We start from the raw sequence: 14,175 nt of genomic DNA, 5'->3' as shown, positions 1-14,175 counted from the left end.
CGGCGCGCGGTGGATTGGCCGCGCGTTAAAGGCTTGGCGCTGACATGGGCGCAAAGGAGAGCGCCATGTCAGAAGAGATCCGCCCGCCACATCGGCCCAGCCGCCGCGCCGCCCAGAACGCGGTGATCAAAGGCACCAAGGCACAGCGACAGGCGCGGGCGGCATTGGGGCGGAACCTCTTGATGCTGACCACGGAAAGCTGGGTCACCTCAGCGCTGCGGGAAGCGGTGCCGGAGGCGTGGCATCATCTGGAGCAGGATCTGGAGGTGCAGGAGCGCAAGGAGAAGGTGACGCTGTACCTCGATAAATCCGTGGCGCGGTTCTATCGGGCGATGGGCAAAGGCTATCAGGCGCGCATCAATCGACTTCTGGCGACCTGGGCGCAGATGAAGATCGCCGAAGAGCTGCATATCGATGCGGCGATGGACGAGCAAAGCGGCCGTGCAGAGGCGGCGCAGGGCTTGCTGCTGGGGCCGCAGTCAGGTGAGGCCGAAACGAACGCGCCGTGAGTGGTGGCGAGATCAGGCTTTGTGCAGCGTGATCTCTTCGCGTTCGTCTTCGGAGCGGCGCAGGGCGCAGGCCAGATAGGTCAGGGCAAACACCGCCAGCGGAAAGCCCAGAGAGAAGCCGAAATAGGTGGCGATCCCCGTCCAGACACCGGCTCCCAGCACAAACACCTGGATCAGGCCAATAATGAAACCTGCGATACTTCCGGGGATGAAAACTGCGAGTGCCATGGGGTGTCCTATCACGGTGTGCCTCGTCATTGTGTCGGTTAAATAGGGCGGAAGTAGGGCCTGGCAAGGGCTTTGATTTTTCCGGTCGGCGCAAATTTGCCCAAGTTTTGGGAACGTCAGATTTTCCTTATTTTACGCAATGGGTTGGCGGATGAGCGGATTGTTGCAGCCCAGGTGTCGATCAGAGTGGCGGCGGCTGCGGTCAGGGTTGCGGCGCTAAAAAGGCCGGTGGCGATCCAGCCAAAATGCCAGAGCTGGCCGGCAAGCTGGTCTTCGGCATAAGAGGCCGCAAACTGGAGCTGACCGTATTTTGCCGCCCCAAAGGCAAGCGCTGTGGCGAGCAGGAAAGCGATGGACAGCGGGAGTGTGTTGAGGCGTAGGCCCGCCAGTGTGGCCAGCAAGAGACCAAGGGGCGCGCCGATCAGCAGGGTCTGCTGGCTCCACCACGGATGGGCGCCGAGCGGGCGGGCCACATCGACGAGGATGAGCACGGCCATGAGGAGGGCGGCGGCGAGGGCAGGGATCAGGTGGCGCATGGTGTGTCTCCGATGTTGGATAGGAGATGGGGATGCGCGGGGATGCGGGGAAGGGTTGTTACAGAGGGATGGCGGGGGCGTGATGGGGTGTGTTTGTGGTTGCACGCGGGTGGTGCGCAGCGAGTGCGCACCCTACGGGCGATATTCGTAAGTAGGGTTTGGTTAACCAAGATTGGGCAGACTTATGGGATGTCTTGTTATGTACGGCCCAGGGTTCCGGGCGCGACGATTTTCTTTACGGTGAATATCGCCCAACGTGGTGGCGACCTGTTGGTGCGCCATGTTGAGGCCTTGCGCGACGCGGTGCGGCGCACGCGGTCTGAGCGGCTGTTTTACATTGATGCCTGGGTGGTTTTGCCCGACCACATGCATGCGGTCTGGACTTTGCCGCCGGGGGACAGCGACTACGCAACGCGGTGGCGGGTGATCAAAGCGCGGTTTTCACGACATGTGCCCAAAGGCAGGCTACGCCCAAGCCATATCGCGCGCCGGGAGCGCGGGGTGTGGCAGCGGCGGTTCTGGGAGCATCATGTGCGGGATGAAGAGAGCTATGCCGCTGCGGTGCGCTATTGCCATCTGAACCCGGTGAAACATGGGGTTGTGGCGCGGGCCGAAGAGTGGCCGTTTTCGTCGGTGCATCGAGAGATTGCATGTGGGCGGTGGGGGTAGGGTGCGCGGTCGCCGCGCACCTTTGTTGTGAGGTGTTGGGGGCGCAGAGGACGTTGGGGCGGTGGTGCGCAGAGACTGCACACCCTACGGGGATTGCCCGTGGGGGCGAACGAAAACACCCGCGCGGGGGCGCGGGTGTTTTGATTTTAAAGGAAACGCGAACGCGCGTTAGCGCGTGAATTTCTTGTGCTTCAGGCGCTTGGGTTCCAGGGCGTCTGGACCGAGGCGGCGTTTTTTGTCTTCTTCGTAGTCCTCGAAGTTGCCTTCGAACCATTCCACATGAGCGTCGCCTTCAAAGGCCAAGATGTGGGTACAGATCCGGTCGAGGAAGAAGCGGTCGTGGGAGATGACCACGGCGCAGCCGGCGAAATCCACAAGTGCGTCTTCGAGCGCGCGGAGGGTTTCGACGTCCAGATCGTTGGTGGGTTCGTCGAGCAGCAGCACGTTGCCGCCTTCTTTCAAAAGACGCGCCATGTGCACGCGGTTGCGCTCACCACCGGACAGCAGGTTCAGCGGTTTCTGCTGATCGCCGCCCTTGAAGTTGAACGAGGAGCAATAGGCGCGGGAGTTGACCTGCGCGTCGCCCAGCTCGATGATCTCGGCGCCGCCGGAGATGGCTTCCCAAACGGTGTCTTTGTCGTTCAGATCATCGCGGGACTGGTCCACATAGCTGAGCTTGACGGTGTCGCCATATTCCACGGTGCCCTCGTCAGGCTGTTCCTGACCGGTGAGCATCTTGAAGAGCGTGGATTTACCGGCGCCGTTGGGGCCGATCACGCCAACAATGCCGCCCGGCGGCAGGGAGAATTCGAGGTTTTCAATGAGCTGCTTGTCGCCAAAGTGCTTGGACAGCCCGTTGACCTCGATGACCTTGGAGCCAAGGCGCGGGCCGTTTGGAATGACGATCTGCGCGCGGGTGATTTTCTCGCGCTCAGACTGGCTGGCCAGATCGTTATAGGCGGCGATACGCGCTTTGGATTTGGCCTGACGGGCTTTCTGGCCCTGACGCATCCACTCAAGTTCGCGCTCAAGCGTTTTCTGCTTGGATTTGTCTTCGCGGGCTTCCTGCTCCAGACGTTTGGCTTTCTGCTCCAGCCACGCGGAGTAGTTGCCTTCGTAAGGGATGCCGCGGCCGCGGTCGAGCTCGAGGATCCAGCCGGTGATGTCATCCAGGAAGTAGCGGTCGTGGGTGACGCAGAGGATGGTGCCTTTGTAGTCGATCAGGTGCTGCTGCAGCCAGGCGATGGTTTCCGCATCGAGGTGGTTGGTTGGTTCGTCCAAGAGCAGCATGTCGGGCGCTTCGAGCAGCAGTTTGCAGAGCGCGACACGGCGTTTCTCACCACCGGAGAGGTCGGCGATATTGGCGTCATCGGGCGGGCAGCGCAGGGCCTCCATGGAGATGTCAACCTGGCTGTCCAGATCCCAGAGGTTTTCGCTGTCGATGGCGTCCTGAAGGACGGTCATTTCCTCCATCAGCTCGTCGGTGTAGTTCTCCGCCATTTCGATGGCGATGGCGTTGAACCGATCAACCTTGTCTTTCTTTTCCTTCACACCCAGCATGACGTTTTCACGCACGGTCAGGCTTTCATCCAGCTGCGGCTCCTGTGGCAGATAGCCCACTTTGGCACCCTCGGCGGACCACGCCTCACCGGTGAAGTCTTTGTCGAGACCCGCCATGATCTTCATCAGGGTGGATTTACCGGCGCCGTTGACGCCGACCACACCGATTTTCACGCCCGGAAGGAAGGACAGGTGGATGTTTTCAAAACACTTTTTACCACCGGGGTAGGTCTTGGACACACCCTGCATGTGGTAGACATATTGATAAGATGCCATGGGAGCCGACTCCGTTCGCCAAAATCTCGTTAGAGCGTGTGATAGCGGAGGGCGGGGGCGGGGGCAATGGAGGTTAGAGATCCGGGAGCGAGAAGCCAGAGAGGCAATTTTCAAAGATCTCTGGAAGTAAATTGCGTCGCATGTGTTTGTTGTTGTTATCTAGTGCAAAACTCTGCATGAATATATGCGCTTCACTGTCAATATCTTTGTCTGGGTCTTGCGACAGCTCTATTACCCAAAACACCCAGCTAGCAGGGTCATTCGAAGGCAAAGATCGCCAACTACGGTCATCGTAACCGAATATGCGTTGGACTGCCCTCTTTTCAGCCACCCCCAGAAGGAGTGCATCTTGGAGCTTTGGGTCGATTATTGAAAGCACAATTAGTATTGCAAGGGCCATGTATTGGTGTTCATGCCTCAAGGTGGAGCTATCTATAACACAATTCGCAAGTGCGCCGATGCGTTCTAAGTCTCTAGGAGTGGGCATGCTCTCCGCGGGCATATTCCTGATGAGCAGAACGATGCGGTCGTGTATCCAATCCCGATCCTGCCCAAGTTGACTGACGACTTCCTCATAATATCGCGGCGCGCTGTTTGCGTCTGAAACAGAGGTCAATTTTGGAAGTTGGAGGCGGATAGAATAGAATTTCTGGAGGTATCTCTCGGCATTGTTTTCAGTGCCGTGCCGCGCTTTGACGCTATTCGCGAGTTCCTTCAAGTTGGTCCCCAGCACAAAGTGGACCCCATCCACATTGAAGAAATGCTTGACTGTTTCCAATACCGAGAGTGCGTAGTCGGGGCGACAGCGGTCTAATTCGTCGATGACGATGACCAGCTTTTGAGCTGGCGATCCTTGCTCATCTGGGGCAGTAAGCTGGACAAGCGCGCTCCGGAAAGCTTCCATTGCGGCGCGTTTGCCGTCTTCTTTTTTCCAAAAGTCATCCAGCGATTTGGCGATGTCGCCGCCTTCCTCTGAGAGCTTGTCGCCAATGTCATTGAGAGCGCCATCTTCGTCTCCGGTCAAAGAGATTGCCTTGCCCACAAGTGCAGCGGTGCCGAGCCGGAGCGCGGCTTTGCCTAAAAAGGGCGCGGCGTTCTTTGCGATGCGCCATGCTTTTGCGGATTTGCTTTCTGGGTCACGTTCGATGCGCTCCGAGATTGCGCTGGTCAATGCAATCAGTGGATCGTCCAAATAGTCGTGCTGAAACGCATCGAAGTAGACTGTCTGTGTTTTGTCACCATGATGCTTAAGATGCTCGCCGACCCAGCATTTCAGGAACACCGATTTGCCGGAACCCCACGCACCGTCCAGCGCGATGACCAGCGGGTCGTCTATGCGCTCGACAAGATCGGAAAGTTTTTCTCCGGTTGCTTCGCGGCCAAGCTTATCGTGCCCTTTAAAGCCGTCTTTGTAGAGGTCGATCTTTGGTTCGGGAATGTAGAGGCGCGCCATGGGGAAATCCTTGGGGTAATCGCCTTATACGTGCGTTTGAATTTCCCAATTGTCCAGCGCTATCCGCGTAGGCTGTTCAGGTTTTTAGGGCGACGCTCTGGCACAGCGGCCTCTACTCAAACTCCACCAGCCGTTTGCTCTCGCCACCGCTCACGTAAAAATACTCGGTCAGCGTGCGGCCGTCGGGCAGGCGTTCGTGCTCAACGGAGAGGCGCTCTGTGCCGTCAAAACGGGCGGCGGGGCCTGCGGGGCAGGTGGTGCGGAAGTTTTTCAGGGTAAAGCCGCTCTTGCGGTGGGTCTTGGTGGCCAGCGCAAAGGGGCCGATCTTGCCGCCACAGCTTTTTTGAACAAAGGCGATCACCTGTTTCACGCTGTAGCCCTCATGCAGCATCACGCCGCGCACGTCTGGTGACTGCGTGGTGATCGTGTAGCCCACAAATTTCTTGTCCTGCGCCAGCGCCGGGGGGGCGGCGGCCAGAAGGGTGAGCGCGGCTAGGGCGGCTTTGGGTGTCATGCTGTGCCTCAGTTTTTTCGCCGACGTTAGAGGCTGTGCGCGGCCAGCGCAATACGGGGCGCTTCACGGAGGCGACAGGGGCGCGCGGGTGCGCCGGGCGGGCTTGACAGCCGGGGCGGGAAAAGGTCAGGAGGCGGGGTGCCTTACGGATTGCCATATGTCGCGCGCGGCCAGCGCATTGGCCTGCTGGGGGGATCGTTTGATCCGCCGCATGCGGGGCATGTGCATATCACGCTGGAGGCGATGAAACGCTTTGGGCTGGATCAGGTTTGGTGGCTGGTGAGCCCGGGAAACCCCTTGAAGGCGCGCGGCCCGGCGGGGCTTGGGCGGCGTTTGCTGGCGGCGCGGGCGCTGATGCAGCATCCGCGGGTGCTTGTGAGTGATTTTGAGACGCAGGCGGGCACGCGCTACACAGCTGAAACCATTGCGAGATTGCAGCAGGCCGTGCCGCAGGCGCAGTTTGTCTGGCTGATGGGCGCGGATAATCTGGCGCAGTTTCATCGCTGGAAAGACTGGCAGGAGATCATGGCGCGGGTGCCGGTGGGCGTGCTGGCGCGGCCCGGAGACCGGATTGAAGCGCGCACTGCCAAGGCGGCGCAGGTGTTTCGCAAGGCGCGCCTGAAGCCGCGTGAAAACCGGCTGTTGAGTCGTTCAGCGGCGCCGGCCTGGGGCTTTGCCAATGTGCCGATGCGCGCGATCAGCTCCACTGAACTGCGCAAAAATGGTGCTTGGCCAGAGGCTTAGGCGTTAGTTCAAAACTCATCTTTCTGCCCGAGCGCCTGTAAGCAACTGTTAACGCAACTTTCCTACGGTGAGCGCAACAGGACAGGGCTGTCTTGTGCTCAAAACCGTCTGATCCCTTGGTGCGCAAAAGCGCCGTGGCGCGCAGATGAGTGCGGTCACTCACCCGCCAAAAAGGCACAGATGCCCCCCTGAGACTATGGCAATGACCTCTCTGGCAGAGGCAAACTGGGGGCCGCTTAGCGGATCGAGGCAATGGCCTATTTGGTAAACTTTCTGACGCGTCTGCTCGACCGTTTCTTGGGATTTTCGATCATGGGGCGGCTGCTGCTGCCCATTGTCGGCTGTATCGTGGTTTTCTTCACCAGCTCCACCGTGTGGTGGATGAATTTGCAAACCAGCACCTTGCAGCACGCGTTTGAAAGCGAAGTGGTGATGGCGCAGACCTTTGTTGCGCCACCTGTGGCTGCGGCAGTTTGGGATTTCAACACCGATGGCGCGGAAGGCGCAATCGCGGGCATCGTTGAGATCGAAGATGCGATGTTTGCCAAAGTCTTTGTCGATGGTGAGATCTTTGCGGAGGTCGCCTTGGACGGGGCGGACACTTCCGGCTGGGACGAGGGCGTTGCCGAGGTTCTGGCGCTGGAAGCAGAAAGCGCCCGCCTGTCTGTTGGGGACGTTGAATACATCAAATTCCCGGTGCACCACAGCGATGGCACGCTGGTGGGTGAAATGGTGATGGGCTTTGACCAAAGCCGAGTCGTGGCCGTTGTGAATCAGCTCTACATGCAGTCGCTGGTTGTGGGGCTCGCCATGGTGCTGGTGATGGCCTTTATCGTTTACATCATCGCAGCCAGTGTGACCTTGCCGCTGGGTGGCATCATCGAGCGCATCGACAGCCTGCGGGAAGGCGATACCGAGGGCGAGGTGCCCAGTGATTGGCGCAAAGATGAGCTGGGCCGTTTGGCGCGCGCGGTGGTGGAATTTGTGCAGACCATCAAGGCGAACAAGACCCTGGAAGAGCAATCCCGCAACACCGCACGGGAGCAGACCGAGGTGGTTGGCGAGCTGGCGGATGGTCTGAACCATCTGGCGCAGGGCCTGCTGAGCCACCGGATCACGGCGGAAGTTGGCGAAGATTATGAAATGCTGCGCGCGGATTTCAACAAAACCGCGGAAGCGCTGGATGATGTGATTGGCCGGGTTCTGGCAACGATCTCCCAGATCGAGGAAGAGACCGGCTCGATGGCGGAGGGCACGCACAACCTCTCCAAACGCACGGAGAGCCAGGCGGCGACGCTTGAGGAAACCGCGGCGGCGATCAGTCAGATCACCGAGAGCGTGCAGAATGCCACCAACCAGACCAAATCGGTTGAGGCCACGGTGCATGCCACGAAGGCCGAAGCGCTGCGCGGCGGGGATATTGTGAAACGTGCGGTTGGCGCGATGCAGGACATCGAGGATTCCGCAGGCAAGATCTCTGAAATCAACCGCGTGATCGAAGACATCTCCTTCCAGACCAACCTTCTGGCGTTGAACGCCGGCGTGGAGGCAGCGCGTGCTGGCGACAGCGGCCGTGGCTTTGCGGTTGTGGCCTCCGAGGTGCGCTCATTGGCGCTGCGCTCGGCCACAAGTGCGAATGAAATCAAGGAGCTGATCGACAACTCCACCGACAAGGTGCAGGTTGGCGTGGATCTCGTGGATGCGGCCGGTAAGGCGATTGAAGAGATCATCAAGAAGATCGAGGACGTGAGCAAACTGGCGGTGCAGATTGCCGAAGGCTCGCGCGATCAGTCCACCGCGATCACCGAGATCAACTCCGGTGTGATGGATCTGGATCGGGTGACCCAGCAGAACGCCAGCCTTGTGGAGCGTTCCAGTGCGCAGGGCCGGGCGCTGCAGGCGGCGGCCGGGGAATTGGCCGAGCTGGTTGCGAGCTTCCGCCCGTCGTCGCTTGAGGCGCAGCAGGACGCGTCTGAAACGGACGATTGGGACGAAGATGAGAGCGACCTGAGCTTCCGCCAGTCCGCCTGATCGTCCCAAAAATCAAAGACCGGAACGCGCCCATGTGTTCCGGTCTTTTTTTGCTCATTGCAGACAATTTCAAACAAATTAACCTCTCTGGACGACTCTTATGGTAGCCTGGATTCGCGAGAGTCTTTTGGCCCCAAGGGGATGGGAGCGACGTCATGAGTAAGTCAGTTCAACACTTCTTTGCATTGGTTCTGCTGTCTGTGGTCGTGCTGAGTGCGACCAGTTGGTTGGGGGTTTGACCTCACCCACGTGCTTTACGGAAAAGCGCCCTTTTAAAAGGGTTTAGCGCATGGCTTTGAGGTTGCTGCGGCCTGTGTGAGCGCTGGGCATCTGTGCCAGAGGGATAAACCGGATGCCGGTCACAAAGGCGGACGCCGTGGTGTGCGCCTTCGCCTCACCGGCCCAATCTTTCAGGCTTTTGTCGACAGCCCAGAGATTTGCAAAAAGGTAGCCAGCGACCTGCGGCAGCGGGGCCTCCTCTGCGGTGACCTCCAGCAACAGATGATTCCCCGCGAACCACCGCAACCGGTCTGGATGCCACTCAAAGGCATAGCGCGCTGCGCGCTCCGCCGCATCAAAGCCCAGTGGCACTTTGCGGTCATGGAGTTGGCCGTCCACAAACCACGCGAGATTGATGGTTGTGGTGTCCTTTCCTAGAAATTCGATGTCGATTTCGTCGTGGCGCGCGCCGTAGTAGGGGCCGGTGTAGGTGAAGAAACCGGTCACGACACCGTCGCCCTTGGCTGGCCGGATGGTGGCCTCATAGCGCCCGTAGTGGCTGAGGGTTTTGTGGCGGATGGAGCCGCCGGAAAAGCGGTTTTCGCGGGCTACTTGCGGCGTCAGCATCAGGTGAAGCCCTTTGTCAAAGGCGACATTCGCGCGGGACCAATCGGTGTCAAACATCGGATGTGAAAAGGCATAGTGCGCCACTTGCCAGTCGGGCGGCGCGGCGGCCTCAAAGCGGGCCTGAAACCCTTTGGCTATGACGCCCAGTGGCTCAGCGGCGTTTAGCGAGGTGGAGGCCAGCGACATCAGCAAGGCACTAAGCGAAACAGGCGAGCATCTGGCCCTGCGAGCCTGCAGAGGAGGCGCGAGGTTCGATGAGGCAGCATATGCGCCGCTGAGATGCGGTGCGGCTTTGAACCACTCATACAGTTGCCCCCAGATCTGCACCCCGTCTCCACCGCGCATTAAGGTTAATAATCATTAACCTTAGTATATCCGAGGGGGTGCCGGTGCTCGGCAAGGGGAATTGATAATTATGGTTAATTTGAGGGGTGGCAGATCAAAGACGCGGTCGCGCAGCGTGTGCGATCGCAGCCGAAGGTTTAAGTCCGTGGCTGTGGTTGCCGTGTCAGCTTTCTGGTGGTCAAATTGGGGGTGAGCTACCTCGCGCTGCCTATGGCGACAGCGAGCAAGGGCAGGGGAATATCACGGGTGAAACGTTTGACCCACCTGCATGCGCCCTAGGGGCATGTTTTGGCACGGATTTCCACGCGCCGGTTCAGAGGGGAACTCCCCGGAAGGCTGTCCAGCGGTTGGCTTTCCCCCATTGAAATGACCTCTTTGATCCGGTTGCCATCCGCCATGGAGGCTCTAAGGGACGCGGCCACCACCTCTGCGCGTTTGAGGGCCAAGGTCTGATTGGCGTTTGCGCCGCCGCTGGTGTCAGAATGGCCGATCAGGCGCAGACAGGCGGTTTGCATCGGCGCCGCATTGAGGACCGCGGCCAAGGCGGCCAATTGCAGGCGGGCGTCACCATCCAGCGCGGTGCCACCCTTTGCAAAGAAAATATGGCTCTCAAGAATGTCCGCTGACAGCTCTGTTGTTACAACGCGCTGCGGCTGCGCATCGGGCGCATCGGCGCATTGATCCGCTCGCACACCATATTCCCGCATGATTTGTGCGCAAATCTCTGACTCACTCATCGCCAGAACAGGTGAGCAAAACCCAATCGCCGCCAACAGGCAGACATAACCAAACAACCGCATAACGAGCACTCCTTGAATAAATTGTCCCGCCAAGTCGTTGAATTTTTGTAAATCCTCGAAATAGGTGCCGCGCGCGCTGAAATTACATATGTTTATGTTTTGTTCACGCCTCTTGGGCAGTATGGACCCTGTTGTTTGTTTGTATGGGTGCGCTGCATGGTTGCAGAAGGTCAATTGGCCAACCGGCACACGTGGATTGACGCGATGCGTCTCTTTGCCGGGCTTTCAATGGTTGGATTACATGTCACAGCGGATGCCCATGGGCAGCCGTTTCCGGATGCGACGCCGTCAGAACGGGTGGCGCCGATGTTGATCCGTGCGGTGCTCTATACGGCGCGCACAGAGCTTTTTCTGATGATCTCGATCTTCCTGCTGTTGATGGCGCTTGAGCGCCGTCCGCGCGGCTATGGTGCCACCATAAAGGAACAGGCGCGTAGGTTGCTGGTGCCGTTCGTTTTCTGGACTGTGTTCTTTGCGTTTTTTGGGCTGATCAAAGCTGACGCGCTGGGGTATTTTTCGCCCGAATGGGCGGAGCTTGCGGCCTGGCAAAGCTGGGTTGGTTTTCTGCTGCTCGGCAATGTGAAGTATCACATGCATTTCATCCCAACGCTGTTTGCGCTTTTGCTGTTTTACCCAGCCTACCGCGCGGCCGAGAAAGCACCAATTTTTGGCCTGTTCGCAGTGGTGTTTCTATTGATGAAACAGGTGCTTGACCCGGTGATCTTCAAGATGTTCTGGGGTGCGGACATCCTGCCTTACGTCGTGCGACTGGCCAAAGTGGCGACCTATACCGGCTATGGGCTTGCGGCGGCCGCGATTTTGGGGCTCTGGCGGCGGTCCGAAGCGCCTGAGCGCGAGGGGTGGCTTGGGCCGGTGCTGCTTTTTGCTCCGGGGCTTTTTACGTTCAAACTGGTGGCAATTTCCGATGTGATCGCCACGGGGCAATGGGATTTTGCCTATGCGCCGGGCTTTTGGGCCGACTATCTGATGCCGATTGCGCTGTTGTTTATCTGTATGTGCCTGGGGCACAGGGCTTGGCCAGGCTGGATCTCCAATGTCGCGAAATACACCTTTGGCATCTACCTGTGTCACCCGATCTTTCTCGACATCGCAGAAGTCGCATTGAAAGACAGCCACCTGCCACCCATCGCGTTGATCGGGTTGGAATTCCTGTGGACCTTGCCGATGACTCTTGGGTTTGTCTGGCTGCTTGGCCGCTCCCGATGGCTGGGATGGACCATTGGTCTGGGTCGATTTCCCCAAATCTCGCGTGCTGCGCGCTCACAACCGATTTGATCAAGGAGGCAAACATGCTCACCACAAGCGAAGACCTTGGCATGATTTCCGTGATGAAAGTGGCCACAAGCCGTTTGACCTCGGCCGATTTTGCCGCCCTGCGAAAGGCACAGATGGCGGCGGAAGAGCGCGGGCGTTTTGCCCATCTGGTGGATCTGAGCGGGGTGCGCCGGGCCGCTGTCTCTGGCCTCGCAGCGCTCTTGGAGTTTCAGAGCGCGGCCAAATCCAACGGCAGCATTGCCTTTTTCGGCGCGCAACCCGCGGTGAAAGCCGAGATCAACAAGCTTGGCATTGCGCCACTTCTGAGCCTGTTTGACACGCGCAAGGAGGTCTTGGCCCATCCCGCGTTTCGTGCCTGCCAATTGGCCGGTGTCAAATCGGTGCTGCTTGTTGCGGGCGCTGGCAGCCGGATGGCGCCGATTTCACATGACACGCCAAAACCGCTGGTGGACCTGCTTGGGCAGCCGGTGATTGAACATGTGATGCGGCATTTGGAAAGCTTTGGCCTGCGGGATTTCATACTCAACCCGGGTCATCTGGGGCCGCAGTTTCACACCCGTTTCAAAACCACCGCCCACCGCAGCATCCAGTTTTTTAACGAAGGGCAGTTTGTCAATCAGCGCTGGCAGCCTGCGCCCTTGGGCTCTGCCGGCACGCTTTTGGCGTTGCAGGCGCAATGCGCTGCTTTTGAAGAGGATTTCTTTGTTTTCTGCGGGGATGCGCTCATCAATATTGATCTTGCAGAGATGATGGCGCAGCACCGCGCCAGTGGAGCGGAGGTCACGGTGGCGGCCAAGTTTGTGCCGCATGAAGAGGTGCAGAAATACGGGATCATTGAAGCGGATGGGCGCGGGCGCATCACGCATTTTGTGGAAAAGCCTGCGCCGGAACAAACGCAATCGCGGCTGGCAAGCACTGGCATCTATGTCATGAAACCCAGTGCGCTGCGCCATCTCAGCTCCCGTTTTACCTTACCTGATGCGTCTATGCAGGGGCTTGATATCGCGCAGCATCTTTTGCCGAAAATCTTGAAGTCGGGTACAGCGCTGCAGGTGTATGAGGCCCCATTTGACTGGGTCGATATCGGCTGCCCCAAGGACTATTTCGCCGCGCTTTCCAAAGCGTTGCGCGGCTTGATCGCGGGCGTCTCTCCTGAGGCTCAAGAGGTGCGGCGACATGTCTGGCTGGCGCCGGGGGCGGAGCTCTCTGCGCGCGCCGTGGTGGTGGGGCCTTGTTATATCGGCCCCGGTGCAAAGGTGTCGGCAGGCGCGAAACTTGACGGGCCCACGGTGGTCGGCGCGGGCGCCAGGGTCGCGCCCCGTGCGCTGGTGCAGCGCTCGATCCTGATGCCGAACACAGCCGTCGCTCCGGGGACCTGGCTCAGCGACGTGATTGTTTCGGCGGATTGGGCCATCGACCACCGCTTTGCAGATGGCGGCACAACAAGCGCCGCGCCGATGGAAGGGGTTACCCACGCCGAAGTCGCGCAAGCCCCTGTCGGCTTGCCGCGTGTCGGGAGCTTGTGATGAGACTGTGGTTCGGTTCGATCCTACGCGCCGCAGTGCTCAGCTGTCTCTTGTGGGGCGCATTTGCGCAGCCCGCCAGCGCGCAGACAGGCCTAGGTGCGCCCAATCCCGCGCTTACGCAGGATCGGTTCTGGCTGTTGTGGGAGCGGGTCAAATTTGCCGGACGCCATTGTCCGGACGGTGCGCAATGCGTTGAACTCAAAAGCTATTCCAGCCGCCCCCTGACCACCAACAACACCGGCTTCATTTACCGGTTGTTCGGATTGCAAGGTGGCCTGCACAAAGCTGCCGAGCTGCCAAAAGATCACGCAGAAGCCCCCAACATATGTCGCAAAAATAAGATCGAGGCGGCGCTTGGATTTGATCCCATGGCCTTGCCCAAATCTGAGAAGGGCGAGGTTTTGCGCGGCGTTGACGCGCTGCATCTTGATTTGACCGGGCTGAAAGCCCCCCCCGGGTTTTCGTCAGATTTCGGGCCGTCGCTGCATAAGACGTTTGTGCGCAAGCTGCAGGCCGCGGGGATAGAGGTGGTCGACAAAGACGCGCTTCCTTCGCTGGACGGGCAGCCCACACTGAACCTCTATTTCTCGTTTTCTGATCCGGAGGACCTGTGTGACTACCAATACTCGGTGTTTGCCTCCCTTTCTCAGGATGTTCTGCTGACCCGCGATCCGCGCATCAAGGTGGCGGCTGGCGTCTGGTCCTTTTCCACAGGCTCCTCCGCGCGTGATCACAGCGGCAATGAACGGGATGCCATTTTGCGCGTGGCAGAGGCCTTTGTGCGCGACCATCAGAAGGTCAATGGCCGCTGAGCCCCAAGAGACGATGTGCAAAGCGGTATA

General features: G+C 59.2%; 14 protein-coding genes. 7 read left to right on the top strand and 7 right to left on the bottom strand.

Features of this window, described 5'->3' with window-relative positions; translation table 11 throughout:
- Positions 1 to 65 precede the first annotated feature (65 nt).
- Positions 66 to 509, top strand: coding sequence for a BrnA antitoxin family protein (locus tag J7399_RS02240; protein WP_209083900.1), 444 nt, complete (start codon positions 66 to 68; stop codon positions 507 to 509).
- 12 nt (positions 510 to 521) lie between these two features.
- On the opposite strand, the gene J7399_RS02235 is transcribed toward J7399_RS02240, so the two are convergent.
- Both J7399_RS02235 and J7399_RS02230 read right to left on the bottom strand, forming a co-directional pair.
- Positions 522 to 737: a hypothetical protein gene (locus tag J7399_RS02235; protein ID WP_209061097.1), complete on the bottom strand. Its 216-nt coding sequence runs from the start codon at positions 735 to 737 to the stop codon at positions 522 to 524.
- Positions 738 to 853: 116 nt separating this feature from the next.
- Positions 854 to 1,273 carry a hypothetical protein gene (locus tag J7399_RS02230; protein WP_209083899.1) on the bottom strand — a complete coding sequence of 140 codons (420 nt, stop codon included), beginning with the start codon at positions 1,271 to 1,273 and terminating at the stop codon, positions 854 to 856.
- A gap of 189 nt (positions 1,274 to 1,462) precedes the next feature.
- Between J7399_RS02230 and J7399_RS02225 the strand changes: the two genes are divergently transcribed.
- Complete coding sequence (locus J7399_RS02225; RefSeq protein WP_209083898.1) at positions 1,463 to 1,942, top strand: transposase; 480 nt, start codon at positions 1,463 to 1,465, stop codon at positions 1,940 to 1,942.
- Positions 1,943 to 2,110: 168 nt separating this feature from the next.
- On the opposite strand, the gene ettA is transcribed toward J7399_RS02225, so the two are convergent.
- The 3 genes from ettA to J7399_RS02210 form a co-directional block, all read right to left on the bottom strand.
- Entirely contained in the window at positions 2,111 to 3,778 is a 1,668-nt protein-coding gene (ettA, locus tag J7399_RS02220; RefSeq protein WP_209083897.1) for an energy-dependent translational throttle protein EttA, read from the bottom strand.
- A gap of 73 nt (positions 3,779 to 3,851) precedes the next feature.
- Positions 3,852 to 5,231: a P-loop NTPase fold protein gene (locus tag J7399_RS02215; RefSeq protein ID WP_209083896.1), complete on the bottom strand. Its 1,380-nt coding sequence runs from the start codon at positions 5,229 to 5,231 to the stop codon at positions 3,852 to 3,854.
- Between the two features lie 112 nt (positions 5,232 to 5,343).
- Entirely contained in the window at positions 5,344 to 5,745 is a 402-nt protein-coding gene (locus tag J7399_RS02210) for a hypothetical protein (protein WP_209083895.1), read from the bottom strand.
- Between the two features lie 138 nt (positions 5,746 to 5,883).
- On the opposite strand from J7399_RS02210, the gene J7399_RS02205 reads away from it, so the two are divergent.
- Together J7399_RS02205 and J7399_RS02200 are read left to right on the top strand one after the other, a co-directional pair.
- Positions 5,884 to 6,489 carry a nicotinate-nucleotide adenylyltransferase gene (locus J7399_RS02205; RefSeq protein ID WP_209083894.1) on the top strand — a complete coding sequence of 202 codons (606 nt, stop codon included), beginning with the start codon at positions 5,884 to 5,886 and terminating at the stop codon, positions 6,487 to 6,489.
- Between the two features lie 252 nt (positions 6,490 to 6,741).
- Positions 6,742 to 8,520, top strand: coding sequence for a methyl-accepting chemotaxis protein (locus J7399_RS02200; RefSeq protein WP_209083893.1), 1,779 nt, complete (start codon positions 6,742 to 6,744; stop codon positions 8,518 to 8,520).
- A gap of 282 nt (positions 8,521 to 8,802) precedes the next feature.
- Here J7399_RS02200 and J7399_RS02195 read toward each other — a convergent pair whose 3' ends face one another.
- Positions 8,803 to 9,552: a family 16 glycosylhydrolase gene (locus tag J7399_RS02195; protein ID WP_209083891.1), complete on the bottom strand. Its 750-nt coding sequence runs from the start codon at positions 9,550 to 9,552 to the stop codon at positions 8,803 to 8,805.
- 434 nt (positions 9,553 to 9,986) lie between these two features.
- The gene (locus J7399_RS02190) at positions 9,987 to 10,511 is read right to left on the bottom strand and encodes an OmpA family protein (protein ID WP_209083890.1); all 525 of its coding nucleotides are present in this window, start codon (positions 10,509 to 10,511) and stop codon (positions 9,987 to 9,989) included.
- 156 nt (positions 10,512 to 10,667) lie between these two features.
- Here J7399_RS02190 and J7399_RS02185 point away from each other — a divergent pair, with 156 nt between their 5' ends.
- The 3 genes from J7399_RS02185 to J7399_RS02175 are packed head-to-tail and all read left to right on the top strand — an operon-like array spanning position 10,668 to position 14,145.
- Entirely contained in the window at positions 10,668 to 11,807 is a 1,140-nt protein-coding gene (locus J7399_RS02185) for an acyltransferase (protein ID WP_209083889.1), read from the top strand.
- 14 nt (positions 11,808 to 11,821) lie between these two features.
- Positions 11,822 to 13,333: a sugar phosphate nucleotidyltransferase gene (locus tag J7399_RS02180; protein WP_209083888.1), complete on the top strand. Its 1,512-nt coding sequence runs from the start codon at positions 11,822 to 11,824 to the stop codon at positions 13,331 to 13,333.
- Positions 13,333 to 14,145, top strand: coding sequence for a hypothetical protein (locus J7399_RS02175; protein WP_209083887.1), 813 nt, complete (start codon positions 13,333 to 13,335; stop codon positions 14,143 to 14,145). Before J7399_RS02180 ends, J7399_RS02175 begins: the two co-directional genes overlap by 1 nt.
- The last annotated feature ends 30 nt before the right edge of the window (positions 14,146 to 14,175 follow it).

The sequence above is a fragment of the Shimia sp. R9_1 genome (assembly GCF_017743775.1).
Lineage (GTDB): Bacteria > Pseudomonadota > Alphaproteobacteria > Rhodobacterales > Rhodobacteraceae > Shimia.
This window is presented reverse-complemented; position numbering and strand designations above follow the sequence as displayed.

What these genes read in the sequence shown, in the direction of transcription:
- J7399_RS02240 (WP_209083900.1), top strand. Translation starts at nt 66, where the DNA reads ATGTCAGAAGAGATCCGCCCGCCACATCGGCCCAGCCGCCGCGCCGCC.
- J7399_RS02235 (WP_209061097.1), bottom strand. Translation starts at nt 737, where the DNA reads ATGGCACTCGCAGTTTTCATCCCCGGAAGTATCGCAGGTTTCATTATT.
- J7399_RS02230 (WP_209083899.1), bottom strand. Translation starts at nt 1,273, where the DNA reads ATGCGCCACCTGATCCCTGCCCTCGCCGCCGCCCTCCTCATGGCCGTG.
- J7399_RS02225 (WP_209083898.1), top strand. Translation starts at nt 1,463, where the DNA reads ATGTCTTGTTATGTACGGCCCAGGGTTCCGGGCGCGACGATTTTCTTT.
- ettA (WP_209083897.1), bottom strand. Translation starts at nt 3,778, where the DNA reads ATGGCATCTTATCAATATGTCTACCACATGCAGGGTGTGTCCAAGACC.
- J7399_RS02215 (WP_209083896.1), bottom strand. Translation starts at nt 5,231, where the DNA reads ATGGCGCGCCTCTACATTCCCGAACCAAAGATCGACCTCTACAAAGAC.
- J7399_RS02210 (WP_209083895.1), bottom strand. Translation starts at nt 5,745, where the DNA reads ATGACACCCAAAGCCGCCCTAGCCGCGCTCACCCTTCTGGCCGCCGCC.
- J7399_RS02200 (WP_209083893.1), top strand. Translation starts at nt 6,742, where the DNA reads ATGGCCTATTTGGTAAACTTTCTGACGCGTCTGCTCGACCGTTTCTTG.
- J7399_RS02195 (WP_209083891.1), bottom strand. Translation starts at nt 9,552, where the DNA reads ATGTCGCTGGCCTCCACCTCGCTAAACGCCGCTGAGCCACTGGGCGTC.
- J7399_RS02190 (WP_209083890.1), bottom strand. Translation starts at nt 10,511, where the DNA reads ATGCGGTTGTTTGGTTATGTCTGCCTGTTGGCGGCGATTGGGTTTTGC.
- J7399_RS02185 (WP_209083889.1), top strand. Translation starts at nt 10,668, where the DNA reads ATGGTTGCAGAAGGTCAATTGGCCAACCGGCACACGTGGATTGACGCG.
- J7399_RS02180 (WP_209083888.1), top strand. Translation starts at nt 11,822, where the DNA reads ATGCTCACCACAAGCGAAGACCTTGGCATGATTTCCGTGATGAAAGTG.
- J7399_RS02175 (WP_209083887.1), top strand. Translation starts at nt 13,333, where the DNA reads ATGAGACTGTGGTTCGGTTCGATCCTACGCGCCGCAGTGCTCAGCTGT.